Annotated in this window: 22 protein-coding genes; 12 read left to right on the top strand and 10 right to left on the bottom strand. The window is 56.0% G+C overall.

The annotated features are described in order from the left end of the window. Positions 1-38: 38 nt before the first annotated feature. The 5 genes from pcnB (at position 39) to panD (ending at position 4,104) form a co-directional block, all read left to right on the top strand. A complete protein-coding gene (gene pcnB, locus NUX24_RS19055; RefSeq protein ID WP_072162357.1) occupies positions 39-1,436 on the top strand; it encodes a polynucleotide adenylyltransferase PcnB in 1,398 nt (465 codons plus the stop codon). Continuing rightward, positions 1,433-1,912: a 2-amino-4-hydroxy-6-hydroxymethyldihydropteridine diphosphokinase gene (gene folK / locus NUX24_RS19050; RefSeq protein WP_257833444.1), complete on the top strand. Its 480-nt coding sequence runs from the start codon at positions 1,433-1,435 to the stop codon at positions 1,910-1,912. The genes pcnB and folK overlap by 4 nt, the downstream gene beginning before the upstream one ends. Before the next feature lie 123 nt (positions 1,913-2,035). Further along, positions 2,036-2,827 (top strand): 3-methyl-2-oxobutanoate hydroxymethyltransferase, encoded by a 792-nt coding sequence (gene panB / locus NUX24_RS19045; protein WP_014882600.1) that lies wholly within the window; start codon positions 2,036-2,038, stop codon positions 2,825-2,827. Between the two features lie 11 nt (positions 2,828-2,838). Beyond that, positions 2,839-3,690, top strand: coding sequence for a pantoate--beta-alanine ligase (gene panC / locus NUX24_RS19040; protein WP_023310431.1), 852 nt, complete (start codon positions 2,839-2,841; stop codon positions 3,688-3,690). Positions 3,691-3,723: 33 nt separating this feature from the next. Continuing rightward, positions 3,724-4,104: an aspartate 1-decarboxylase gene (panD, locus tag NUX24_RS19035; RefSeq protein WP_006810068.1), complete on the top strand. Its 381-nt coding sequence runs from the start codon at positions 3,724-3,726 to the stop codon at positions 4,102-4,104. A 3-nt stretch (positions 4,105-4,107) separates the two neighbouring features. On the opposite strand, the gene NUX24_RS19030 is transcribed toward panD, so the two are convergent. The 4 genes from NUX24_RS19030 to NUX24_RS19015 all read right to left on the bottom strand — a co-directional run bounded on the left by NUX24_RS19030 (position 4,108) and on the right by NUX24_RS19015 (position 7,656). Further along, positions 4,108-5,355 carry a polysaccharide deacetylase family protein gene (locus NUX24_RS19030; protein ID WP_115876423.1) on the bottom strand — a complete coding sequence of 416 codons (1,248 nt, stop codon included), beginning with the start codon at positions 5,353-5,355 and terminating at the stop codon, positions 4,108-4,110. 62 nt (positions 5,356-5,417) lie between these two features. After that, on the bottom strand, positions 5,418-5,858 hold the full coding sequence (locus NUX24_RS19025) for a PTS sugar transporter subunit IIA (protein ID WP_047651505.1): 441 nt from the start codon (positions 5,856-5,858) through the stop codon (positions 5,418-5,420). A 104-nt stretch (positions 5,859-5,962) separates the two neighbouring features. Further along, positions 5,963-6,733 carry an ABC transporter permease gene (locus tag NUX24_RS19020; RefSeq protein WP_023310428.1) on the bottom strand — a complete coding sequence of 257 codons (771 nt, stop codon included), beginning with the start codon at positions 6,731-6,733 and terminating at the stop codon, positions 5,963-5,965. Further along, positions 6,730-7,656: an ABC transporter ATP-binding protein gene (locus NUX24_RS19015; protein WP_257833435.1), complete on the bottom strand. Its 927-nt coding sequence runs from the start codon at positions 7,654-7,656 to the stop codon at positions 6,730-6,732. Before NUX24_RS19015 ends, NUX24_RS19020 begins: the two co-directional genes overlap by 4 nt. Positions 7,657-7,763: 107 nt before the next feature. Here NUX24_RS19015 and can point away from each other — a divergent pair, with 107 nt between their 5' ends. Beyond that, complete coding sequence (gene can / locus NUX24_RS19010; protein ID WP_008501947.1) at positions 7,764-8,426, top strand: carbonate dehydratase; 663 nt, start codon at positions 7,764-7,766, stop codon at positions 8,424-8,426. Between the two features lie 60 nt (positions 8,427-8,486). Here the strand turns inward: can and hpt are convergent, their stop codons facing one another. Continuing rightward, positions 8,487-9,023 (bottom strand): hypoxanthine phosphoribosyltransferase, encoded by a 537-nt coding sequence (hpt, locus tag NUX24_RS19005; protein ID WP_008501948.1) that lies wholly within the window; start codon positions 9,021-9,023, stop codon positions 8,487-8,489. A gap of 208 nt (positions 9,024-9,231) precedes the next feature. Between hpt and NUX24_RS19000 the strand changes: the two genes are divergently transcribed. Next, a complete protein-coding gene (locus NUX24_RS19000) occupies positions 9,232-11,622 on the top strand; it encodes a glucose/quinate/shikimate family membrane-bound PQQ-dependent dehydrogenase (protein WP_194400724.1) in 2,391 nt (796 codons plus the stop codon). 37 nt (positions 11,623-11,659) lie between these two features. On the opposite strand, the gene cueO is transcribed toward NUX24_RS19000, so the two are convergent. Next, the gene (gene cueO, locus NUX24_RS18995) at positions 11,660-13,228 is read right to left on the bottom strand and encodes a multicopper oxidase CueO (protein ID WP_047651507.1); all 1,569 of its coding nucleotides are present in this window, start codon (positions 13,226-13,228) and stop codon (positions 11,660-11,662) included. 145 nt (positions 13,229-13,373) lie between these two features. On the opposite strand from cueO, the gene NUX24_RS18990 reads away from it, so the two are divergent. The 3 genes from NUX24_RS18990 (at position 13,374) to speD (ending at position 15,499) form a co-directional block, all read left to right on the top strand. Next, positions 13,374-13,721 carry a YacC family pilotin-like protein gene (locus NUX24_RS18990; RefSeq protein ID WP_014882582.1) on the top strand — a complete coding sequence of 116 codons (348 nt, stop codon included), beginning with the start codon at positions 13,374-13,376 and terminating at the stop codon, positions 13,719-13,721. A gap of 113 nt (positions 13,722-13,834) precedes the next feature. Continuing rightward, positions 13,835-14,704, top strand: coding sequence for a polyamine aminopropyltransferase (gene speE, locus NUX24_RS18985; RefSeq protein ID WP_257833430.1), 870 nt, complete (start codon positions 13,835-13,837; stop codon positions 14,702-14,704). Continuing rightward, on the top strand, positions 14,705-15,499 hold the full coding sequence (speD, locus tag NUX24_RS18980; RefSeq protein ID WP_032649781.1) for an adenosylmethionine decarboxylase: 795 nt from the start codon (positions 14,705-14,707) through the stop codon (positions 15,497-15,499). 31 nt (positions 15,500-15,530) lie between these two features. Here speD and yacL read toward each other — a convergent pair whose 3' ends face one another. Together yacL and acnB are read right to left on the bottom strand one after the other, a co-directional pair. Then, positions 15,531-15,893 (bottom strand): protein YacL, encoded by a 363-nt coding sequence (gene yacL, locus NUX24_RS18975; protein ID WP_023310423.1) that lies wholly within the window; start codon positions 15,891-15,893, stop codon positions 15,531-15,533. Positions 15,894-16,081: 188 nt separating this feature from the next. Further along, positions 16,082-18,679, bottom strand: coding sequence for a bifunctional aconitate hydratase 2/2-methylisocitrate dehydratase (gene acnB, locus NUX24_RS18970; protein WP_257833427.1), 2,598 nt, complete (start codon positions 18,677-18,679; stop codon positions 16,082-16,084). A gap of 399 nt (positions 18,680-19,078) precedes the next feature. On the opposite strand from acnB, the gene NUX24_RS18965 reads away from it, so the two are divergent. Continuing rightward, positions 19,079-20,641 carry a DUF3300 domain-containing protein gene (locus tag NUX24_RS18965; RefSeq protein WP_257833425.1) on the top strand — a complete coding sequence of 521 codons (1,563 nt, stop codon included), beginning with the start codon at positions 19,079-19,081 and terminating at the stop codon, positions 20,639-20,641. Positions 20,642-20,651: 10 nt separating this feature from the next. Further along, positions 20,652-21,443, top strand: coding sequence for a DUF2950 domain-containing protein (locus NUX24_RS18960; protein ID WP_257833505.1), 792 nt, complete (start codon positions 20,652-20,654; stop codon positions 21,441-21,443). A gap of 53 nt (positions 21,444-21,496) precedes the next feature. Here NUX24_RS18960 and lpdA read toward each other — a convergent pair whose 3' ends face one another. Both lpdA and aceF read right to left on the bottom strand, forming a co-directional pair. Continuing rightward, a complete protein-coding gene (gene lpdA / locus NUX24_RS18955) occupies positions 21,497-22,921 on the bottom strand; it encodes a dihydrolipoyl dehydrogenase (protein ID WP_003856313.1) in 1,425 nt (474 codons plus the stop codon). Between the two features lie 175 nt (positions 22,922-23,096). Further along, positions 23,097-24,456, bottom strand: a 1,360-nt coding sequence (gene aceF / locus NUX24_RS18950; protein WP_257833410.1) for a pyruvate dehydrogenase complex dihydrolipoyllysine-residue acetyltransferase, incomplete at its 5' end; no start/stop codon positions are given.

Here is a 24,456-nt window from a genome sequence, read left to right as displayed (position 1 = left end):
CCGCTTTTTTCATAACAAAACACACTACGAGGTGTACCATTTTTACCCGAGTCGCTAATTTTTGCCGTAAAGTGCTAAGCCGCGAAGAGAGCATGGCGAACGATGCTATTGCACAGCCACACATGTCGGTTATTCCGCGTGAGCAGCACACTATTTCCCGCAAAGATATCAGTGAAAATGCCCTCAAGGTGCTCTATCGTCTGAATAAAGCGGGCTACGAGGCCTATCTCGTGGGCGGTGGAGTGCGTGATTTACTGCTGGGCAAAAAACCAAAAGATTTCGACGTGACGACCAGCGCCACGCCTGAACAGGTGCGCAAATTATTCCGCAACTGCCGTCTCGTTGGCCGCCGTTTCCGTCTGGCTCACGTGATGTTTGGGCCGGAAATTATCGAAGTGGCGACCTTCCGCGGCCACCACGAAGCGGGCGCATCCGATCGCACCACGTCACAGCGCGGCCAGAACGGCATGCTGCTGCGTGACAATATCTTCGGCTCTATCGAAGAAGATGCCCAGCGTCGCGACTTCACCATTAACAGCCTTTATTACAGCGTGGCGGATTTCACCGTGCGCGATTACGTCGGCGGCATGCAGGACCTGAAAGAAGGTCTGATCCGTCTGATCGGCACGCCGGAAACGCGCTATCGCGAAGATCCTGTCCGTATGCTGCGCGCCGTGCGTTTCGCCGCCAAGCTCAATATGCGCATCAGCCCGGAAACGGCTGAGCCGATTCCGCGCCTGGCGACGCTGATTAACGACGTGCCGCCTGCCCGCCTGTTCGAAGAGGCGCTGAAGCTGCTGCAGGCCGGCCACGGCTTTGAAACCTACAACCTGCTGCGCGAATACAATCTGTTCCAGCCCCTGTTCCCGACCATTACCCGCTACTTCACCGAAAGCGGTGACAGCCCAATGGAGCGGATGATTGCGCAGGTGCTGAAAAATACCGATACCCGTATTCGCAACGACATGCGCGTCAATCCGGCGTTCCTGTTTGCGGCGATGTTCTGGTATCCGCTGCTGGAAACGGCCCAGCGAATTACCCAGGAGAGCGGGCTTGCCTACTATGACGCCTTCGCGCTCGCCGCAAACGACGTGCTGGACGAAGGGTGCCGTACGCTCGCTATTCCAAAACGCATTACCACGCTGGTGCGCGATATCTGGCAGCTTCAGCTGCGCATGTCCCGTCGTCAGGGCAAACGCGCCTGGAAGCTGATGGAGCATCCAAAATTCCGCGCCGCTTTCGATCTGCTGTCGCTGCGTGCTGAAATTGAACGCAACCAGGAGCTGCAGCGCCTGGCGCAGTGGTGGGCCGAATTCCAGGTTTCCGCCCCGCCGGAGCAAAAAGATATGCTCACCGGGCTGGATGAAGAGCCGGAACCGCGTCGCCGCCATCGTCGCCCGCGCAAACGCGCGCCGCGTCGTGAAGGGACAGCATGACCCTCGCGTATATCGCCATCGGCAGCAATTTAGCCTCTCCGCTGGAGCAGGTGAACGCTGCCGTACAGGCGCTGGGGGAGATCCCGCAAAGCAAGATCGTGGCGGTCTCCTCTTTCTACCGCACGCCGCCGCTGGGCCCGCAGGATCAGCCTGATTATCTCAATGCCGCCGTGGTGCTGGAAACTGCCCTTGATGCCGAAACGCTGCTGGATAACACCCAGCGCATCGAACTGCAGCAGGGCCGCGTACGCAAAGCCGAGCGCTGGGGACCGCGCACGCTGGACCTCGACATTATGCTGTTTGGTCACGAGACCATTCACACTGAACGTCTCACCGTTCCGCATTACGACATGAAAAATCGCGGGTTTATGCTCTGGCCGCTGTTTGAAGTCGCCCCCGATCTCATCTTCCCGGATGGCACCCCACTTAAGTCCACTCTGTACAGCCTCAACGCGGAAAGACCCGCCCGCTGGTGATCGGGTTCCCCTGCCGATTAACCTCAAAATAATTATGGCTAATCGGTTACCTAAAATCATTGTTCCCCCGAATGTTACTGTTAGAATGCGCAAAGATTCGCTTTTGGGCTATCAGGAAACAGTATGAAACCAACCACCATCTCCTTACTGCAGAAATGCAAACAGGAAAAAAAACGCTTCGCCACCATCACCGCGTATGACTACAGCTTCGCCAAACTCTTTGCCGAAGAGGGTATCAACGTCATGCTGGTCGGAGATTCGTTAGGGATGACGGTACAAGGACATGATTCCACCCTGCCGGTCACGGTTGAGGATATCGCTTACCACACGCGTGCGGTGCGCCGCGGGGCTCCAGCCTGCCTGCTGCTTTCCGATCTTCCGTTTATGGCCTACGCCACGCCGGAGCAGGCATTCGAAAACGCGGCAGCGGTCATGCGTGCTGGCGCTAACATGGTCAAAATTGAAGGCGGTGCCTGGCTGGTGGATACGGTGAAGATGCTCACCGAGCGCGCCGTGCCGGTGTGCGGCCATTTGGGCCTGACGCCGCAGTCCGTCAACATCTTTGGTGGATATAAAGTGCAGGGCCGCGGTGACGCCGCCCAGACGCTGTTTGATGATGCCCTGGCGCTGGAAGCCGCAGGCGCTCAGCTGCTGGTGCTGGAGTGCGTGCCGGTTGAGCTGGCGAAGCGTATTACTGAAGCCCTGTCGATTCCGGTGATTGGTATTGGCGCAGGCAACGTGACCGACGGTCAGATCCTGGTGATGCACGACGCCTTTGGCATCACCGGCGGGCATATTCCTAAGTTTGCCAAAAATTTCCTCACCGAAGCGGGCGACATGCGCGCTGCGGTCAGGCAGTATATTGCCGACGTTGAATCCGGTGTTTACCCGGGTGAAGAACACAGTTTCCATTAAGGAGTCTCGTTGTGCTAATCATTGAAACCCTGCCGCTGCTGCGCCAGCATATCCGTCGCGCGCGTCAGGAAGGTAAACGTATCGCACTGGTCCCGACCATGGGCAACCTGCATGACGGCCATATGAAGCTGGTTGACGAAGCAAGAGCCCGTGCAGATATCGTGGTGGTCAGTATCTTCGTTAACCCAATGCAGTTTGACCGCGCCGACGATCTGGCACGCTATCCGCGCACCCTGCAGGAAGATTGCGAGAAGCTCAAAAAACGCCATGCGGATATTGTCTTCTCTCCGGCACCGGCGGATGTCTATCCTCAGGGTACCGATGAGGCCACTTACGTTGACGTACCGGGCATTTCTACCATGCTGGAAGGCGCAAGCCGCCCGGGTCATTTCCGCGGCGTATCGACCATCGTCAGCAAGCTGTTCAACCTGGTGCAGCCGGACGTAGCCTGCTTCGGTGAGAAAGATTTCCAGCAGCTGGCGCTGATCCGCAAGATGGTTGCGGATATGGGCTACGATATCGAGATTGTCGGCGTACCGATTGTACGCGCCAAAGACGGTCTGGCGCTCAGCTCGCGAAATGGCTACCTGACCGCGGACCAGCGTAAAATCGCGCCGGGCTTAAGCAAGGTCATGAACACCATGGCAGAACAGCTGCTGGCGAAAGAGTTAACTGCCGAAGAGATTATTGCTCTGGCTGAACAGGCGCTGAACGATAAAGGCTTCCGCGCTGATGATATTCAAATTCGCGATGCCGACACGCTTCTGGAGCTTACACAGACCAGCAAACGTGCGGTCATTCTGGTGGCGGCATGGCTTGGTCAGGCCCGCCTAATCGACAACAAAGTGGTTGAACTGGCGTAGGTTTCTCTACCCGGAAGATGAAAGGTAAACGTAATGATTCGCAAAATGCTGCAAGGTAAGCTTCACCGTGTGAAAGTCACCCAGGCCGACCTGCACTATGAAGGCTCCTGCGCCATCGACCAGGATTTCCTTGATGCTGCGGGCATCCTTGAAAACGAAGCGATTGATATCTGGAACGTTAACAACGGCAAACGTTTCTCAACCTACGCCATCGCCGCCGAGCGCGGGTCTAAAATCATCTCCGTTAACGGCGCGGCAGCGCACTGCGCGGACGTGGGCGATATTGTGATTATCGCCAGCTTCGTGATGATGTCTGATGAAGAAGCACGCCGCTGGCAGCCGAAAGTTGCCTACTTTGAAGGCGACAACGACATGAAACGTACCGCGAAGGCGATTCCGGTTCAGGTTGCTTAAGCACTATCCCTGCGGCTGATTGCTGATCAGCCGCGACATGGTCTCCAGCGAATCCGTTCTTAAGATGTACAGGCGTTTCAGTAAGAACGGATTATCCCCCGGCTTCACCTTCCCTTTCACCGTCGTCACCGCCAGATGGAAACCGGCATCATTCGCCGCCTTTATCGCTTTATTGTCGTAGCCGCCAAACGGATAGGAAAGATAGAGCACGCGTGGATTAAACTGCGCCAGCGCGCGACGCGAGCGTTCAAAATCAAACAAAATCACGTGATAGCTGCGGCTCAGTAAAATCGGGTGCTTATACCCATCCACGCGGTGCAGGAAGTGGGTGTGAGACTGAATATCGAACACATCCTGAATTCCCTTAATCTCCTGCACGCTCATAAACTGCAGCGATTTAGGATCCCACTTCTGCGGATGGCCTTTTATGCGGGAAGAGATAATAAACGCGGTAGCCTTGAAGCCGTACTCTTTCAGCACAGGATAGGCATAGCGGCTGACCGATTTCAGGCCGTCGTCAAAGGTAATCACCACCGATTTTGCAGGCAGGTTCATTTTGTTACGCACGTACCCTTCAAGCTGGTACATCGTCAGGGTGGTATAGCCCTGATCGCGTAGCCATGCCATCTGGTTGTTGAACGCACGTACGCTGGTCGTTGTGGACGTATGTCGAAAGCGCGTGTTTTCTTCATCACGCAAAATATGATGGTAGGTCAGAACCGGAAGTCCGTTATCTTCCTGCGCATCCAGGCTGCTGATCCACGCCAGACGATTGCCGATGCGGATCTGGAACCAGGTCTGATTCAGACGGTCTTTCAGTTTATTCAGTATCGGATAGCGCAGATTGGCGCTTAATGTGCCGAAAGGCGCGCTGCCGCTCGACGGCGCGTTATACACCGGCGTGTCTTTCCAGGTAATGAGGTTCTGATTGCTCAGGGGCTTATTGAGATCCCCGAGGCTGTCCTCGACGCGCTGTTTCCCCTGAACCGGCTCGAGGTGCCCCTTGTCGATAAACCCCGTGCCAAAACCGAAGCGAAATTCGTAGTAGTCCGCCGCCGCGGGCACAACGGCCAGGATCTGCCCGGCGCGCACGTTACCGACGTTGATCACGCTGTTCCCCACCTGCGCCCAGATCGCCGCGTCTTCGGTGGTTTGCATGTACTGGGCAGGCAGCGTTTGCTGACTGAGTAAACTGGCTGAGCTGACGCCGGAAATGAGCATCAATAGCAGGAAAAGAATGCGCGGTAGCATGGTGTCTTAATCGGTGCGGAAAACTGCCGCCATTGTAACAAATGAGACATCAATACCCACGTTTAATTCTTATACAAATCGTGGAGCAGGACGAAAGGAGGATTTTTTTGCTGCTGATGCCACAAGCTGCTGACGCCCGGAACGCCCTGCGCCACGATGGCCTGGCGAAACTCAGCGCTGCTTAAGGCTTCACGCTGCGGATACATTAACGCCAGCAGAGAGAGGTTAATACCCGAGATCACTTCGCAGCACGCGTGCTTATGGCTCAGCAACGCGGCTGCGCGGTAAGGCGCTGCGCCCGATTTATCGGTAAGAAAAATCACGCCATCACCGGTGTCCGTTTCATGCAGGGCATCGCACATCATGCGGCTAAGCATGTTGGTGCTCAACCCGCGCCAGTAGTTTACCGCCCGGCATTGCACCAGCGGGCCAAATCTGGCTTCAAGCTTATCCAGCATGTCCTGCGCCTGTTCATCGTGGCAGGTGATAACCCATCCCAGCATAACTCCCTCCTTAGCAGGCAAGTAGTTTAGCGAAGTGAAGGTTTGCTTACGGTGATAACTGTCAAAGAAAGTGCCCGGCAAACAGAACGTCGCCGGGCAAAAGATTAGCTGCGCAGCCCGCGTCCACGCTGGATCAGCGACCAGCAGAGCAGGTAGAAGGCGATGATAAACACCACCAGCACCGCCACCGTGGTAAACAGCGGCACATCGGTGATGCCGAGGAAACCAAAGCGGAAGCCGCTGATCATGTAGACAATCGGGTTCAGGTGCGACAGCGCCTGCCAGAACGGTGGCAGCAGCGTCAGGGAGTAGAACACCCCGCCGAGATAGGTCAGCGGCGTCAGCACGAAGGTCGGGATCAGGCTGATATCGTCAAACGTTTTGGCGAACACGGCGTTCAGCAGACCGGCCAGCGAGAACAGGATCGCCGTCAGGAGCAGCGTCAGCGCAACAAACAGCCACGAGTGGACCTGGAACGGCACGAAGAACAGCGAAATCGCCGTGACCAGGATCCCCACGCACAGCCCGCGCGCCACGCCGCCGCCGACGTAGCCCGCGATGATGACGTGCGTCGGCACAGGCGCGACCAGAAGCTCTTCAATATTGCGCTGGAACTTGGCGCTGAAGAACGACGACGCTACGTTGGCGTAGGCGTTAGTAATCACCGCCATCATGATCAGGCCGGGCACAATAAACTGCATATAGGTAAAGCCGTGCATCTCACCAATCCGGGAACCAATCAGGTTACCGAAGATGATGAAATAGAGCGTCATCGTGATGACCGGCGGCACCAGGGTTTGCACCCAGATACGCATAAAGCGGTTGATCTCTTTCGCCCAGATACTTTTCAGCGCGACCCAGTAAAGATGCGTCATGCCTTGTCTCCTTGTTTGTCATGTACCAGAGAGACAAACAGCTCTTCCAGTCGGTTCGCTTTGTTACGCATGCTTAAAACCTGAATCCCCTGCGCGCTCAGCTGTGAGAACACGCTGTTAATCCCCTGCTCGCGCAGCACTTCCACTTCCAGCGTCGAGGTATCCACCAGACGATAGTTGTAACCTTCAAGTTTTGGCAGCGCGCTTTTCGCCGCCAGATCGAGAATGAAGGTTTCTGATTTCAGCTTGGAGAGCAGATTCTTCATCGAGGTGTTTTCCACCAGCTCGCCGTTCTGAATGATGCCGATGTTGCGGCACAGCATTTCAGCCTCTTCAAGGTAGTGGGTGGTAAGAATAATGGTGGTGCCTTTGTCGTTGAGATCTTTCAGGAAGCCCCACATGGAGCGACGAAGTTCGATATCGACACCCGCTGTCGGCTCATCGAGGATCAGCAGTTTTGGCTCGTGCATCAGCGCACGGGCAATCATCAGGCGGCGCTTCATCCCGCCGGACAACATGCGCGCGCGTTCGTTACGCTTTTCCCACAGATCGAGCTGCTTAAGGTATTTTTCGCTACGCTCCAGGGCCTCTTTACGCTCAACGCCGTAATAGCCCGCCTGGTTAACAACAATTTGCTGCACCGTCTCGAACGGGTTGAAGTTGAACTCCTGCGGTACCAGCCCCAGCTGGCGCTTGGCGTTCACCACATCTTTTTGCAGGTCGTACCCAAAGACGCTCACCCGGCCGGACGTTTTATTGACCAGCGAGCTGATAATCCCAATGGTGGTCGATTTCCCCGCCCCGTTCGGCCCCAGAAGCGCGTAAAAATCACCGGCCTCTACTTTAAGATCTATTCCGCGTAGCGCCTGAATGCCGCCCGGATAGGTTTTTTTAAGCTGTTCAAGCTCCAGTGCAATTGCCATGAAATTCACTTACCTTCAGTTCTGACACACGTTGTGTGGTTTCATTAAAAGTCGGGTTACCCTATAGTAGCGCAACGCAATTACTCGGTTACAGGTCGCTAACCTCCATGAACAACATAGATACACTCATCAGCAACAATGCACTATGGTCAAAAATGCTGGTGGAGGAAGACCCCGGATTTTTTGGAAAACTCGCGCAGGCTCAGAACCCACGCTTTCTCTGGATTGGATGTTCCGACAGCCGCGTACCGGCGGAGCGCCTGACCGGCCTTGAACCCGGCGAACTGTTTGTTCACCGTAATGTCGCCAATCTCGTGATTCACACCGATCTCAACTGTCTTTCTGTTGTTCAGTATGCCGTGGACGTTCTGCAAGTCGAGCACATCATCATTTGCGGCCATTATGGCTGCGGCGGCGTGCAGGCGGCGGTGGAAAACACGGAACTGGGGCTCATTGATAACTGGCTACTGCACATCCGCGATATCTGGTTCAAACATAGCTCACTGCTGGGCGAAATGCCGCAGGAGCGTCGTATGGATACCCTTTGCGAACTCAACGTGATGGAGCAGGTGTATAACCTGGGCCACTCAACGATCATGCAATCAGCGTGGAAACGCGGGCAGAAGGTCTCTATCCACGGCTGGGCGTATGGTATTCACGATGGCCTGCTGCGCAATCTGGAAGTGACCGCCACCAACCGCGAAACGCTGGAGCAGCGTTACCGTTCGGGGATTGCCAACCTTCAGCTTAAGCATGTAAACCATAAATAAAGCCGGGGATGTTCTCCCTCTCCCTGTGGGAGAGGGCCGGGATGAGGCATTAGCCCGCCATTACTCGTCCAGCAGTACCACTTTCCCAACATACGGCAGATGACGATAGCGCTGCGCGTAGTCAATGCCGTAACCGACGACGAATTCGTCAGGAATCGAGAAGCCCACGAACTCTACCGGCACCTGCACTTCACGACGGTCAGGTTTGTCCAGCAGCGTACAAATCGCCAGAGATTTTGGCTCGCGCAGGCTCAGGATCTCGCGCACTTTTGACAGCGTGTTGCCGGAGTCGATGATGTCCTCAACGATCAACACATCTTTGCCACGAATATCTTCATCCAGATCTTTCAGGATTTTCACATCACGGGTAGTGGACATGCCGCTGCCGTAGCTGGAGGCGGTCATAAAATCGACCTCATGGGGCACATGCACTTCACGGCACAGGTCTGCCATGAACATGAAAGAGCCGCGCAACAGACCGACCAGCACCATTTCGCTGCCGCTGTCCTTGTAATGTTCGGTGATTTGACGACCCAGTTCGGCGATACGCGCTTTGATCTCGGCTTCCGGGATCATCACTTCAACAGTATGTTTCATATTACTAACCAAATGATTTTAATGAAAATCTCTCAATACGGATGAGTTAATATCCAGCACTGATACGCAAGCCACTCATTATATCAGCAAATGGATAAGCCTGGCGTATGAGTTATAAAAAGCAAATATTGTGATTCCGATCACACTTGTTAATACCTATAATTAGTTGCTAGCAAATTATTAACAAAAACTGACGAGTACACTTTCTATGGCTGAAACAAACTCTAAACAGCCGCGTCTACTGGTGACATTAACAGCCGCATTCGCAGCCTTCTGCGCGCTGTATCTGTTAATCGGTGGCGTCTGGCTGGTCGCGTTAGGCGGCTCCTGGTACTACCCGATTGCGGGTCTGGTTATGGTTGCCGTAACCGTCCTGCTGTTGCGTAGAAAACAATCTGCACTGTGGCTGTATGCCGCCCTCCTTCTTGCCACCATGATCTGGGGCGTCTGGGAAGTCGGGTTCGACTTCTGGGCGCTGACGCCGCGCAGCGACATCCTGGTCTTCTTCGGCATCTGGCTGATCCTGCCGTTCGTGTGGCGTCGCCTGATTGTGCCGTCCAGCGGTGCTGTGGCGGGCCTGGTTGTTGCCCTGCTGATTACCGGCGGTATTCTGACCTGGGCCGGTTTTAATGACCCGCAGGAGATCAACGGTACGCTGAACGCAGAATCCACGCCTGCGGCAGCTATCTCCCAGGTCGCTGACGGCGACTGGCCTGCATATGGTCGTAACCAGGAAGGTCAACGTTACTCCCCGCTGAAGCAGATCAACGCGGACAACGTTAAAAACCTGAAGGAAGCCTGGGTATTCCGTACCGGTGACCTGAAGATGCCGAACGATCCGGGCGAGCTGACCAACGAAGTGACGCCGATTAAAGTCGGCAATATGCTCTACCTGTGTACGGCGCACCAGCGTCTGTTCGCGCTCGACGCGGCCACCGGTAAAGAAAAATGGCACTTCGATCCGCAGCTGAACTCTAACCCGTCCTTCCAGCATGTCACCTGCCGTGGCGTCTCTTACCACGAAGCGCGCGCCGATAATGCGAGCCCGGAAGTCATTGCCGACTGTCCTCGCCGCATCATGCTGCCGGTAAACGATGGCCGTCTGTTCGCCATCAACGCCGAAACGGGCAAGCTGTGTGAAACCTTTGCCAACAAAGGTATCCTGAACCTGCAGACCAACATGCCGGACACCACGCCGGGTCTGTATGAGCCAACCTCACCGCCAATCATCACCGATAAAACTATCGTGATTGCCGGTTCGGTAACGGATAACTTCTCCACGCGTGAAACCTCCGGCGTTATCCGTGGTTTCGACGTGAACACCGGTAAACTGCTGTGGGCCTTCGACCCGGGCGCGAAAGATCCAAACGCGATCCCGTCGGACGAGCACACCTTTACCTTTAACTCGCCAAACTCCTGGGCACCAGCGGCGTATGACGCGAAGCTGGACCTGGTCTATCTGCCAATGGGGGTGACCACGCCAGATATCTGGGGCGGTAACCGCACGCCAGAGCAGGAGCGTTATGCGAGCGCTATCGTGGCGCTGAACGCGACCACCGGCAAGCTGGCATGGAGCTACCAGACCGTTCACCACGATCTGTGGGATATGGATATGCCGTCCCAGCCGACGCTGGCGGACATTACCGTAGATGGCAAAACCGTTCCGGTGATTTACGCTCCGGCCAAGACGGGCAACATCTTCGTGCTGGATCGCAGCAACGGCAAGCTGGTTGTGCCTGCACCGGAAAAACCGGTTCCGCAGGGCGCGGCGAAAGGCGATTACGTCAGCAAAACCCAGCCGTTCTCTGACCTGAGCTTCCGTCCGAAGAAAGACCTCAGCGGTGCAGACATGTGGGGTGCCACCATGTTTGACCAGCTGGTGTGCCGCGTGATGTTCCACCAGCTGCGCTATGAAGGCATCTTCACGCCGCCGTCAGAGCAGGGCACGCTGGTCTTCCCGGGTAACCTGGGGATGTTCGAGTGGGGCGGGATCTCCGTTGACCCTAACCGTCAGGTGGCGATTGCCAACCCGATGGCGCTGCCGTTCGTTTCCCGCCTGATCCCACGCGGTCCGGGCAACCCAATGGAGCAGCCGAAAGACGCGAAAGGCAGCGGTACCGAAGCCGGCATTCAGCCACAGTACGGCGTACCGTTTGGCGTAACGCTGAACCCGTTCCTGTCTCCGTTTGGTCTACCGTGTAAACAGCCTGCCTGGGGTTATATCTCCGGTCTGGATCTGAAGACTAACCAGATCGTATGGAAAAAACGTATTGGTACGCCACAGGACAGCATGCCGTTCCCGATGCCGGTTCCGGTGCCGTTCAATATGGGTATGCCGATGCTTGGTGGCCCAATCTCCACCGCCGGTAACGTGCTGTTCATCGCGGCAACCGCAGATAACTACCTGCGCGCGTACAACATGACCAACGGTGAAAAACTGTGGCAGGGCCGTCTGCCAGCGGGTGGACAGGCCACCCCGATGACCTATGAAGTGAATGGCAAGCAGTACGTTGTCATCTCTGCGGGTGGTCACGGTTCGTTTGGCACGAAGATGGGCGACTATATTGTCGCGTATGCACTGCCGGATGAAAGTAAGTAACTGAAAATCCGGGTGGCGGCTACGCCACCCGGCTTTTTTATACGGTAAAGCCGAGCATCATCCCCGTATCTTCATGCTCCAGCAGATGACAGTGCGCCATATAGGCAAACTCCTTCGGCGCCTCGTGGTCAAACTTCACCAGCACCTCGCTGACGCCGCCTTCCACTCTCACCGTATCTTTCCAGCCCGCGCGATGCGCATCCGGCGCTTTGCCGTTCTCTGTGAGAATACGGAACTGGGTGCCGTGGATATGGAACGGGTGCAGCATCATGTCCCCTTCGCCAGAAATCACCCAGCGCTCAAGCTGACCTTTTGTCGCAGCAAACATCGGCGTATTCATGTCGAACGCTTTGCCGTTGATCATGTTGGCGTTGTGGAAATCAAAGCCATGGTCGCCGTGATTCATGTTCCCCATGCCGCCCATTTTGCCGTGGTCCATATTCATGTGGCCCATCATCTGCCCGTGGTGCATCCCCGCCATCGCCTGATCGCCATATTTCGCCATCAGCGCCTGCATCCCCATCATATCGAGCATCGGGTTCATGGCGAGCTGCAGCTTGCGCTGCGTAAGCCCCTCAAGCGACGGGAGGGCTGGCAGAGTGGTTAACGTATCAGGCAGCGTGCCGGATGCGGTCACTAACAGCGGCTGAATACGAAGCACCGGATGCGGCTTATCAAACGGTGCGACCGCCATCCCCATCTGGCTCACCGGCAGCGTCACGAGGTCAAACGGCTTGCCGTCGCTGATATCCACAAGCACCTCAAAGCGTTCGCCCATCAGCATCGGCAGCTCGCTTACCTTCACCGGCTCCGGCAGCAGGCCGCCATCGCTGGCGACCACGTACAGCGGACGCTTATCGCTAGTGGCGAAATTGAGCGAGCGAGCGTTACAGCCGTTGAGCAGGCGCAGGCGCAGCCAGCCTTTCGGCGCGGCATGCTGAGGGTAAATGGCGCCGTTGGTCAGCAGCGTGTCGCCAAACCAGCCTACCGCCGCGCTCATCACGTCCAGCTGGTAGTCAATTTGCCCGTCAGCGTTGAATTTCTTGTCCTGCACAATCACCGGTACGTCGTCGATGCCCCACTGTTTCGGCAGGCGCAGCAGGCGGCTCTCGTCGTCTTCAATCAGCACCAGCCCTGCCAGCCCCATCGCCACCTGATGGCCCGTTTTGCCATGCTGATGCGGATGGAACCAGCAGGTCGCCGCGCGCTGCTCGGGCGTAAAGGTGACGCTGCGCGTACCGCCCGCTTTGATGATGCCCTGCGGCCCGCCGTCCACCTCGCCCGGTACTTCCAGCCCGTGCCAGTGCAGCGTCGTCTCTTCGGCGAGCGTGTTGTGGATATCCACCGTCACCGCTTTCCCTTTACGTAGCTGAAGCGCCGGACCGAGCAAATTACCGTTATAGCCCCACGTCGTGGCGTTGTGCGCACCGAATGTTGTTTTACCGGCCTGAACCACAAGCTGGATACGGCTGCGGGCGTCAGCGGTCAGTAAGTCAGGGATGGGTAAGGCAGGCCTGTCGGCCGCAAAAACCGCGCGGCTCCAGAGTGGTAATGCGCTGGCAGCCCCCAGCACAGCGGAATATTTTAAAAAATCACGACGTTGCATGTTCATTTCCTTATTTCCAGCAGGCGATCTTTTGAGCATAAACCCTCCCCTTACCGGAAGGTCAAGTCAAGCGGCAATAATAAAGATCGTCGCACTGGCATCAAGTATGCTAACGTTAATTTTCCGTGAAGAAGTGGTAGAAGCAATGAAGACGTTTTTCAGGACAATTTTGTTCGGTAGCCTGATGGCAATGTGTGCGAACAGCTATGCGCTAAGTGAAAATGAAGCGGAAGATATGGCCGATTTAACGGCGGTTTTTGTATTCCTGAAAAATGATTGTGGCTACCAGAATTTACCCAACGGGCAAATTCGCCGCGCGCTGGTCTTTTTTGCCCAGCAGAACCAGTGGGATCTCAGCAACTACGACAGCTTCGACATGAAGGCGCTCGGTGAAGACAGCTACCGTGACTTAAGCGGTATTGGTATTCCCACTGCCAAAAAATGCAAAGCGCTGGCTCGCGATTCGCTCAGCCTGCTCGCCTACGTGAAATAACCTTCCCGACGCCCCTGTTGAACCTCTGACCGTGCAACCACGGTTAGAGTTAGCTATCATGTTTCGCTCATTTTTTGCGAGCGTAACGGATGTTTACACAGGAGGAGTTCGCTATGGCCGACCACACGTTGTGGCATGAAACACTGCATGACCAGTTTGGTCAGTACTTTGCCGTTGATAACGTGCTCTATCACGAGAAAACCGATCACCAGGATCTGATCATCTTCGAGAATGCCGCCTTTGGCCGCGTCATGGCGCTGGACGGTGTTGTGCAAACCACCGAGCGCGACGAGTTTATCTATCATGAGATGATGACCCACGTCCCGCTGCTGGCGCACGGTCACGCGAAGCATGTCCTGATTATCGGCGGTGGCGACGGTGCAATGCTGCGTGAAGTTTCCCGCCATCGTTCCATCGAAACCATCACCATGGTGGAAATCGATGCGGGCGTCGTCTCTTTCTGCCGCCAGTATCTGCCCAACCACAATGCCGGTAGCTATGACGATCCCCGCTTTAGCCTGGTGATTGACGACGGCGTTAACTTTGTTAACCAGACCTCGCAGACCTTTGACGTGATCATCTCCGACTGCACCGACCCAATCGGCCCCGGCGCGTCGCTGTTTACCTCCTCCTTCTACGAAGGCTGCAAGCGCTGCCTGAACCCGGGCGGGATTTTTGTCGCACAAAATGGCGTCTGCTTCCTGCAGCAGGATGAAGCGCTGGATAGCCATCGTAAGCTCAGCACCTATTTCAAGGATGTCAGCTTCTATCAGGCCGCTATTCCGACGTATTACGGTGGGATCATGACCTTTGCATGGGCGACGGATAACGACGTATTACGCCATCTCTCCACCGAAATTATTCAGGCCCGCTTCCATCAGGCCGGTCTTCAGTGCCGATACTACAATCCGGCTATCCATACCGCAGCGTTTGCTCTGCCGCAGTACCTGCAAGATGCATTATCCACTAAGGGGGTGAGCTAATTGAAAAAGCTTAAACTGCATGGCTTTAACAACCTGACGAAAAGCCTGAGTTTTTGTATTTACGATATCTGCTATGCCAAAACAGCGGAAGAACGCGATGGGTACATCGCCTATATCGACGAACTCTACAACGCCAACCGTCTGACCGAGATCCTGTCAGAAACCTGTTCCATTATCGGCGCAAACATCCTGAACATCGCCAGACAGGATTATGAACCTCAGGGCGCCAGCGTGACCATTCTGGTCAGCGAAGAGCCGGTCGACCCGAAGCTTATCGACAAAACTGAACATCCGGGCCCGCTGCCGGAAGTGGTGGTTGCCCACCTGGATAAAAGCCATATCTGCGTGCACACCTACCCGGAGAGTCACCCGGAAGGCGGGCTGTGTACGTTCCGCGCCGATATTGAAGTGTCGACCTGCGGCGTGATTTCCCCGCTGAACGCGCTGAACTATTTAATCCACCAGCTGGAATCGGACATCGTCACCATTGATTATCGCGTGCGTGGTTTTACCCGCGATATCAACGGCATGAAGCATTTCATCGACCACGAGATCAACTCTATTCAGAACTTCATGTCCGAGGACATGAAATCGCTTTACGACATGATGGACGTGAACGTGTATCAAGAAAATATCTTCCACACCAAGATGTTACTTAAGGAATTTGACCTTAAGCACTATATGTTCCACACGAAGCCGGAAGATTTGAGCGAAGAAGAGCGTAAGGCGATTACTGACCTGCTCTGGAAAGAGATGCGAGAGATTTACTACGGCCGCAATATTCCGGCCGTGTAAGAGCAAGCCGGAGCAGGGATGCTCCGGGCTGTTATTTCTGCTTCATGAAGTCACGGTAGGCGTTCACGACCTGAAGGAAATCCTCTACGCCGCACATCGACAGGCTTTCTTCGTCGTAGTAGCTCATCCCCTCTTCCATCTCGTCACCTGAAAACTCGAGCTGGTTGGCACGCACCATGACCTCTTCACCGTCCATCCACAGCGTATATTCATGCCCGGCGCGCTGCCAGGATCGTTCACTGCCTTTCACCGTATTTGCCGCCTGTTCAACCTCATCAAGAAGGGCGAGATTTTCTTTCACCTCTTCGTTAAACCAGTGTCCAACGGCTTCGTGGCCCATCGACATACGCACTTTCACCACTCCGGTGATGTCGCGCAGAAATTCGTAATCCATAGTGTTTTCCTCTGCAAAGCCATTAAGGTAATTATCGCAGCAGCGAGGAAGAAAAAAAGCGGGAGAGGTGGGAGGAATGAAAATAAAAAGGTGAGAGCAAGACCCTGCGGCCTGATGCCCTCACCCCGCCCCTCTCCCGTGGGAGAGTGCAAACACTCAAAACCGTCTCGTAGAGACGGTTTTGCTGTTTATACTGCCGTCTGGAAGATCACCCCGTCGGCCTTCTCGGTGTACTGAGAGAGCTGGTCGAAGTTCAGATAGCGATAGGTATCCACCGCGGTCTTATCCACCTGAGCCACGAAGGTCTGGTACTCTTCCGGCGTTGGCAGTTTGCCAATCAGCGCCGCAACCGCCGCCAGCTCCGCAGAGGCCAGGAAGACGTTCGCACCGGTACCTAAACGGTTCGGGAAGTTACGGGTAGAGGTGGAAACCACCGTCGCACCGTCGGCTACGCGCGCCTGGTTGCCCATACACAGGGAACAGCCAGGGATTTCGATACGCGCACCGCTCTTACCAAACACGCTGTAGTAGCCCTCTTCGGTCAGCTGAGCCGCGTCCATACGGGTTGGCGGCGCCACCCACAGACGGGTTGGCAGCTGGCCTTTGTGGGTATCCAGCAGCTTACCGGCAGCACGGAAGTGACCGATGTTGGTCATACAGGATCCGATAAACACTTCGTCGATCTTCTCGCCCTGAACCTCAGACAGCGGACGCGCATCGTCCGGATCGTTCGGTGCACAGAGGATTGGCTCTTTGATATCCGCCAGATCGATGTCGATCACCGCCGCGTACTCTGCGTCAGCATCGGCTTCCAGCAGCTGCGGATCGGCCAGCCATTTTTCCATGCCCTGGATACGACGCTCCAGCGTACGACGGTCGCCGTAGCCTTCTGCAATCATCCACTTCAGCAGCACGATGTTGGAGGTCAGATACTCGATAATCGGCTCTTTGTTCAGCTTGATGGTACAGCCCGCCGCAGAACGCTCGGCGGAAGCATCGGTCAGCTCGAACGCCTGCTCCACTTTCAGATCCGGCAGCCCTTCAATTTCCAGGATACGGCCAGAGAAGATGTTTTTCTTACCTTTCTTCTCAACGGTCAGCAGGCCCTGTTTAATCGCATACAGCGGGATCGCGTGAACCAGGTCGCGCAGGGTGATACCCGGCTGCATTTTACCTTTGAAGCGCACCAGCACCGATTCCGGCATATCCAGCGGCATCACGCCAGTCGCAGCAGCAAACGCCACCAGACCGGAGCCCGCCGGGAAAGAGATACCGATTGGGAAACGGGTATGGGAGTCACCGCCGGTACCCACGGTATCCGGCAGCAGCATGCGGTTCAGCCAGGAGTGGATGACGCCGTCGCCCGGACGCAGGGAAACGCCGCCGCGGTTCATGATGAAGTCTGGCAGCGTGTGGTGCGTGGTCACGTCAACCGGCTTCGGATAGGCCGCCGTATGGCAGAAGGACTGCATCACCAGGTCAGAAGAGAAGCCCAGGCACGCCAGGTCTTTCAGTTCGTCACGGGTCATTGGGCCAGTGGTGTCCTGAGAGCCCACGGAGGTCATCTTCGGCTCGCAGTACGCGCCCGGACGAATACCGGCTACGCCGCACGCGCGGCCCACCATTTTCTGTGCCAGAGAATAACCACGGTTGCTTTCCGCCACGTCTTTCGCCTGACGGAAAACGTCAGAGTGCGGCAGACCCAGCGCTTCACGCGCTTTGGTAGTCAGACCACGACCAATGATCAGCGGGATACGACCACCGGCACGCACTTCGTCGATCAGCACGTCGGTTTTCAGCTCGAAGCTTGCCAGCAGCTCGTTGGTCTCGTGGTTGCGCACTTCGCCTTTGTACGGGTAAACGTCGATCACGTCGCCCATATTCAGGTTAGAAACGTCCACTTCGATCGGCAGGGCGCCCGCATCTTCCATGGTGTTGAAGAAGATTGGCGCAATTTTGCCGCCGAGGCACAGGCCGCCGCCGCGCTTGTTCGGCACGTGCGGAATGTCGTCGCCCATGAACCACAGTACGGAGTTGGTTGCGGACTTACGGGAAGAACCGGTACCCACAACGTCACCTACGTAGGCCAGCGGGAATCCTTTTTTCTGCAGGGCTTCGATCTGTTTGATCGGGCCAACGCTGCCCGGCTGATCCGGCTCAATGCCTTCACGGGCGTTTTTCAGCATCGCCAGAGCGTGCAGAGGGATATCCGGGCGAGACCACGCGTCCGGTGCCGGAGAGAGGTCATCGGTGTTGGTTTCACCCGTCACTTTAAAGACGGTAACGGTGATTTTTTCAGCCAGCGCAGGACGATTCAGGAACCATTCGGCATCGGCCCAGGACTGCATCACCTGCTTCGCATAGACGTTGCCTGCTTTGGCTTTTTCTTCTACGTCGTAGAAGTTATCGAACATCAGCAGCGTTGATGAGAGCGCTTTAGCGGCAATCGGTGCCAGCTTGTCGTTATCCAGCGCGTCAATCAGCGGATGAATGTTGTAACCACCCTGCATGGTGCCGAGCAGTTCAATGGCTTTTTCAGGAGTAACCAGTGAGGAGGTGGCTTCGCCTTTGGCGATAGCAGCAAGGAATCCGGCTTTTACGTAGGCAGCTTCATCTACGCCAGGCGGTACGCGGTTGATCAGCAGATCTAACAGGAATTCTTCTTCGCCCTTAGGCGGGTTCTTCAGCAGCTCGACGAGCGCGGCCATTTGGGTTGCATCTAAAGGTTTGGGTACAATTCCCTCGGCGGCACGTTCTGCTACGTGCTTACGGTATTCTTCTAGCACGACGGTTCTCCTCGCTCTCATTGTCATATGCGGCGGGCGTTCTCTTCACGCTCCTGTGAGACAGCAGTTTGTAGGGTAAATGCCCGATACCGCGTCGGGCAGCATAGCAGGATTTCTGCACAGTGTTAATCCGTTTACAAAAAAGCAACATTAAAAAATTTGCTGAATCGTTAAGCATGGTGTAGCGAGGATTCAGGGCATCTTTTTGCGGTATCTTCTGCACCGTGACGCTTCAGTTTTTTCTTCATCAGATATAATTGTGTAATAAATACTCACACTCTTTATCCGCACGTCCCGGACGCTTCCCAATAAAAGTCAAAACTGTAAAAGACGGGTGAATAATACTCACGCCAACCGTAACGCCTCACGGCACAGCGCTTGTCTCGTTGGAGTCATTTTATGAAGTTGCCCTTTAAGCCACATCTGCTCGTCCTTGTGTGCAGTGCCGGGCTGTTTGCCGCCTCGGGCGTCATGTTTGTCAAAGGCCGCGCCACGGAGCCCGCCGCGCCGGCCCCCGTCGCACAACAACCGGCTGCACCTGCACCTGCGCCTGCCGCAGCCCAGCCCGCACCTGTTGTCGCGCCAGCCTACACTGCCGCGCAAATCGATCAGTGGGTTGCTCCCATCGCGCTCTACCCGGATGCCCTGCTGTCGCAAATTTTAATGGCGTCGACCTATCCGGCCAACGTGATCCAGGCGGCGCAGTGGTCCAAAGACAACCCTAAAATGGAAGGGGACGCCGCGATTCAGGCCGTAACCAGCCAGCCCTGGGATCCCAGCGTAAAATCGCTGGTCGCGTTTCCTCAGCTTATGTCCCTGATGGGTGAAAACCCGCCGTGGGTACAAAATCTGGGTGATGCGTTTCTCGCGCAGCCTAAGGACGTGATGGATTCCGTTCAGCGCCTGCGCGCGCTGGCGCAGAAGACCGGCGCTCTACAATCCACCCCTCAGCAGACGGTCACCACCGTGACAAAACCGGCGCCAGCGAAAGCCAGCGCCACAGAGGCAACGACAACCACGACCTCCGCCCCCGCCCCAACGGTAATCAAAATTGAATCTGCCGATCCGCAGGTTGTTTACGTCCCTACCTATAACCCCAATACGGTTTACGGGACCTGGCCAAACACCGCCTATCCTCCGACCTATCTCCCGCCCACGCCCGGAGAGCAGTTTGGCAGCAGCTTCGTAAACGGTTTAGGCTTTAGCCTGGGCGTCGCCACAACCTATGCCATCTTCAGCAGCATCGACTGGGATGATGACGATGACTGGGATCATCACCATGGGGACTGGGATAATCACGGCGGCTATAACCGCAACGGTGATAACAACATCAATATCAACGTTGAGAACTTCAATAAAATCAGCGGACAGCGCCTGACGGACGCTAACCGTACCTGGCAGCACAACCCGGCCTATCGGGAAGGCGTGCCCTATCCGACTAACCAGCTCAACACTCGCTTCCACGCCACCAACGCGGCCACAGGGCTCAGTTCAACTCAGCAAAAACCGGTTAACCGCGATAGCCAGCGCCAGGCAGCGCTAAGCCAGATGGAGAAGTCCACAGGTAAAACCTTCCCGCAAACGGCGCGCACCGGAACGAAAGACGTGCAGCGTCAGGCCTCAGGCGAACAGCTGAAGCAGATTTCGCAGCGCAATAACTACCGCGGCTACGACACCAAACCGCAGACGACGAAGCGGAGCACCGCGCAGCAGCGAGAAAACCGCCAGACCACAGCGCAGAGACAAGAGAAGCGGGCTTCACAGCCCGCGCAGCAACGCACTCTGCAGCAGCGAAACAGCCAGCCGCGGGCCAATGCGCTGAGCGGTAACGACAGCCGCTCGGCGAACTGGCAGGCGCAGCAGCAGCGTGGCGCGCAAAGCAGACAGCTCGCTGCGCGCCAGCAGCAGCCGCGTCAGGCGTCTGGTGGACGTGCTGAACGCCGTGAAATTCGACATCGCTAAGGGAACCGACATGAAAAGTAAACTACTCAGTGGATTGGTGTTGTTCATGCTTTCGGCCCCAGTGATGGCGCAGCAGTCCTTTAGCACGCCCGCTCAGGCAACCGATGCGCTGACCAAAGCCATCCGTGAGCAAAATGAGAGCGCAATGACCAACCTGCTCGGAGAGAACTGGCGCGATTTTCTGCCCCCCGAGGGGGTTGATCCGGATGCCGTCGATCGCTTCCTGCGCGACTGGAACGTCCGCCATACCACGGTTGTCGAAGGAGATACAGCGCATCTGGTTGTCGGAGACAGCGGCTGGCAGCTTCCCATCCCGGTGATCAAAACCTCTGCAGGCTGGCAGTTCGACATCAAAGAAGGGGCAGAAGAGATCCTGACCCGCGAAATCGGGCGTAACGAGCTCGCCGCCATTGAAGCCTTACATGCCTATGTTGATGCGCAGCAAAGCTATTTTGCGATGAACCAGAAATACGCGCAGAAGATTGTCAGCTCGAAAGGGAAAAAAGACGGTTTGTACTGGCCCGCCTCGCCCGGCGAAGCGCCCAGCCCGCTCGGCCCGGCATTTAGCCCGAAAGAGCCAGGTACCGGCTATCACGGCTATCGCTTCCGCATCCTGCCGGAGAGTAACGGTTTCGCGATGGTGGCCTGGCCGGTCAGCTACGGTCAGACGGGCGTAATGAGCTTTGTGATAAACCAGGACGACAAGGTGTACCAGTCCGATCTCGGTAGCGATTCAGAGCAGAAAGCCCGGGCGCTAGCCGCCTATAGCCCGGATAAAACCTGGCAGCCTGTGGCCCCCTAAACGCAGCGCATAAAAAAAGCGGCCATTGGCCGCTTTTTTTTATCTGAAGAAACTTATTTCTTCTTCGCTTTCGCGTTTGGCAGGTCGGTGATGCTGCCTTCAAACACTTCTGCCGCCAGGCCCACGGACTCGTGCAGAGTCGGGTGAGCGTGGATGGTCAGCGCGATGTCTTCAGCGTCACAGCCCATTTCGATAGCCAGACCGATTTCACCCAGCAGCTCGCCGCCGTTGGTACCGACAATCGCACCACCGATGACGCGGTGAGTCTCTTTGTCGAAGATCAGTTTGGTCATACCGTCAGCGCAGTCGGAAGCGATAGCACGGCCAGAAGCAGCCCACGGGAAGGTGGCGGTTTCGTAGCTGATGCCTTTCTCTTTCGCTTCTTTCTCGGTCAGACCCACCCATGCCACTTCTGGCTCGGTGTACGCGATAGATGGAATCACTTTCGGATCGAAGTAGTGCTTCATGCCGGCGATAACTTCAGCGGCAACGTGACCTTCGTGAACACCTTTGTGCGCCAGCATTGGCTGACCGACGATATCGCCGATAGCAAAGATGTGCGGCACGTTAGTGCGCAGCTGCTTGTCAACGCGGATAAAGCCACGGTCGTCCACTTCCACGCCAGCTTTGCCCGCGTCGAGGTTTTTACCGTTCGGCACACGACCGATAGCCACCAGCACGGCGTCGTAACGCTGTGGTTCGGATGGAGCTTTTTTGCCTTCCATGGAAACGTAAATACCGTCTTCTTTCGCTTCAACGGCAGTCACTTTGGTTTCCAGCATCAGGTTGAATTTCTTGCTGATGCGTTTGGTGAAGACTTTAACGATGTCTTTGTCGGCTGCCGGGATAACCTGGTCGAACATTTCAACCACGTCGATCTCTGAACCCAGCGCATGGTACACGGTACCCATTTCCAGACCGATGATACCGCCGCCCATGACCAGCAGACGCTTAGGAACGGTTTTCAGCTCCAGCGCATCGGTGGAATCCCACACGCGTGGATCTTCATGCGGAATGAATGGCAGTTCGATTGGGCGAGAGCCTGCCGCGATGATCGCGTTGTCGAAGTTGATCACGGTTTTGCCGTTTTCGCCTTCCACTTCCAGGGTGTTCGCACCGGTGAATTTACCCAGACCGTTTACCACTTTCACTTTACGGCCTTTGGCCATACCCGCCAGACCGCCGGTCAGCTGAGTGATAACTTTCTCTTTCCAGGTACGAATTTTGTCGATATCGGTTTTTGGCTCGCCGAAGACGATACCGTGTTCAGCCAGCGCTTTGGCTTCTTCGATAACTTTCGCTACGTGCAGCAGCGCTTTAGAAGGGATACAGCCGACGTTCAGACAAACACCGCCGAGGGTGCTGTAACGTTCTACGATGACGGTTTCCAGACCTAAATCCGCTGCACGGAATGCTGCGGAGTAACCTGCCGGGCCTGCCCCAAGTACTACGACCTGAGTTTTGATTTCTGTGCTCATCATGACCTCTTAATTTATACCCGTCGTCCACCGGGTCGTTCTATCCGCCCGCAGTTTACAAAATTGTTAACAATTTTGAAACAACAAACGGCTCACGAATTGTCGCTTTCGCCAATAACCTCATAAACACCATGAGATTATCAGAAAAAAGCCGGCCGACTGGCCGGCTTTTCGATTACATCACCAGGCGGCGAATGTCGCTCAGCATGTTGTTGATGATGGTGATGAAGCGCGCACCATCAGCACCGTCGATCACGCGGTGGTCGAAGGACAGAGAGATTGGCATCATCAGACGCGGCACGAACTCTTTGCCGTTCCACACCGGCTCCATCGCGGACTTGGACACACCGAGGATAGCCACTTCCGGCGCGTTAACAATCGGCGCGAAGTGGGTGGTACCCAGGCCGCCGATGCTGGAGATAGTGAAGCAGCCGCCCTGCATTTCGCCGGCAGTCAGCTTACCATCACGCGCTTTTTTGGAGATGGTGGTCAGTTCACGGGACAGCTCGGTAATGCTCTTCTTGTTCACGTCTTTGAAGACCGGAACAACCAGACCATTTGGCGTATCAACCGCAACACCAATGTTGATGTATTTCTTCAGCGTCAGCTTCTGACCGTCTTCGGACAGGGAGCTGTTGAAGCGTGGCATCTGCTCAAGGGCAGCGGCAACGGCTTTCATGATGAAGACCACTGGGGTGAATTTCACGTCCAGCTTGCGCTTCTCAGCTTCGGCGTTCTGCTGTTTACGGAACGCTTCCAGATCGGTGATATCGGTCTTATCGAAGTGCGTAACGTGCGGGATCATCACCCAGTTACGGCTCAGGTTAGCACCAGAGATTTTCTGGATGCGGCCCAGCTCCACTTCTTCGATTTCGCCGAACTTGCTGAAGTCCACTTTTGGCCATGGCAGCATGCCCGGGATACCGCCGCCAGCGGCTGCAGCAGGTGCAGCTTCGGCGCGTTTCACCGCGTCTTTCACGTAGGTCTGAACGTCTTCGCGCAGGATACGACCCTTACGGCCGGTCCCTTTCACTTTCGCCAGGTTCACACCGAATTCGCGCGCCAGGCGACGAATCAGCGGGGTAGCGTGGACGTAAGCGTCGTTTTCAGCGAACTCAGATTTTTCTGCTTTAGCAGCAGGGGCAGCGGCTGGTTTAGCAGCCTGAGCCGGTGCAGGAGCAGGGGCTGGAGCAGCCGCGGCAGCCGGAGCGGCGGCAGGCGCAGCGCCTTCCACTTCGAAGACCATGATCAGAGAGCCGGTAGAGACTTTGTCGCCGGTGCTGATTTTGATCTCTTTAACGGTACCCGCGAACGGCGCAGGGACTTCCATAGAAGCCTTGTCGCCTTCAACGGTGATCAGTGACTGTTCAGCGGCAACTTTGTCGCCCACTTTCACCATCACTTCGGTGACTTCAACTTCGTCACCGCCGATGTCCGGTACGTTAACGTCTTTCGCGCCGCCAGCAGCTGCTGGTGCAGCGGCCGGAGCCGGAGCAGCGGCCTGTGCTGGCGCGGCAGCAGGTGCAGCACCCGCC

Source organism: Enterobacter sp. HG048 (genome assembly GCF_024702055.1).
Classification (GTDB): domain Bacteria; phylum Pseudomonadota; class Gammaproteobacteria; order Enterobacterales; family Enterobacteriaceae; genus Enterobacter; species Enterobacter dykesii.
The sequence above is the reverse complement of the archived record's forward strand: the minus strand, read 5'-3'. Positions and strand labels throughout refer to the sequence as shown.

Coding starts and splice junctions, on each gene's coding strand:
- lpdA (WP_003856313.1), bottom strand. CDS start 22,921: ATGAGCACAGAAATCAAAACTCAGGTCGTAGTACTTGGGGCAGGCCCG.
- panD (WP_006810068.1), top strand. CDS start 3,724: ATGATTCGCAAAATGCTGCAAGGTAAGCTTCACCGTGTGAAAGTCACC.
- NUX24_RS19020 (WP_023310428.1), bottom strand. CDS start 6,733: ATGACGCATCTTTACTGGGTCGCGCTGAAAAGTATCTGGGCGAAAGAG.
- NUX24_RS18965 (WP_257833425.1), top strand. CDS start 19,079: ATGAAGTTGCCCTTTAAGCCACATCTGCTCGTCCTTGTGTGCAGTGCC.
- yacL (WP_023310423.1), bottom strand. CDS start 15,893: ATGGATTACGAATTTCTGCGCGACATCACCGGAGTGGTGAAAGTGCGT.
- NUX24_RS19000 (WP_194400724.1), top strand. CDS start 9,232: ATGGCTGAAACAAACTCTAAACAGCCGCGTCTACTGGTGACATTAACA.
- NUX24_RS18960 (WP_257833505.1), top strand. CDS start 20,652: ATGAAAAGTAAACTACTCAGTGGATTGGTGTTGTTCATGCTTTCGGCC.
- can (WP_008501947.1), top strand. CDS start 7,764: ATGAACAACATAGATACACTCATCAGCAACAATGCACTATGGTCAAAA.
- folK (WP_257833444.1), top strand. CDS start 1,433: ATGACCCTCGCGTATATCGCCATCGGCAGCAATTTAGCCTCTCCGCTG.
- hpt (WP_008501948.1), bottom strand. CDS start 9,023: ATGAAACATACTGTTGAAGTGATGATCCCGGAAGCCGAGATCAAAGCG.
- speE (WP_257833430.1), top strand. CDS start 13,835: ATGGCCGACCACACGTTGTGGCATGAAACACTGCATGACCAGTTTGGT.
- NUX24_RS18990 (WP_014882582.1), top strand. CDS start 13,374: ATGAAGACGTTTTTCAGGACAATTTTGTTCGGTAGCCTGATGGCAATG.
- NUX24_RS19030 (WP_115876423.1), bottom strand. CDS start 5,355: ATGCTACCGCGCATTCTTTTCCTGCTATTGATGCTCATTTCCGGCGTC.
- NUX24_RS19015 (WP_257833435.1), bottom strand. CDS start 7,656: ATGGCAATTGCACTGGAGCTTGAACAGCTTAAAAAAACCTATCCGGGC.
- cueO (WP_047651507.1), bottom strand. CDS start 13,228: ATGCAACGTCGTGATTTTTTAAAATATTCCGCTGTGCTGGGGGCTGCC.
- panB (WP_014882600.1), top strand. CDS start 2,036: ATGAAACCAACCACCATCTCCTTACTGCAGAAATGCAAACAGGAAAAA.
- NUX24_RS19025 (WP_047651505.1), bottom strand. CDS start 5,858: ATGCTGGGATGGGTTATCACCTGCCACGATGAACAGGCGCAGGACATG.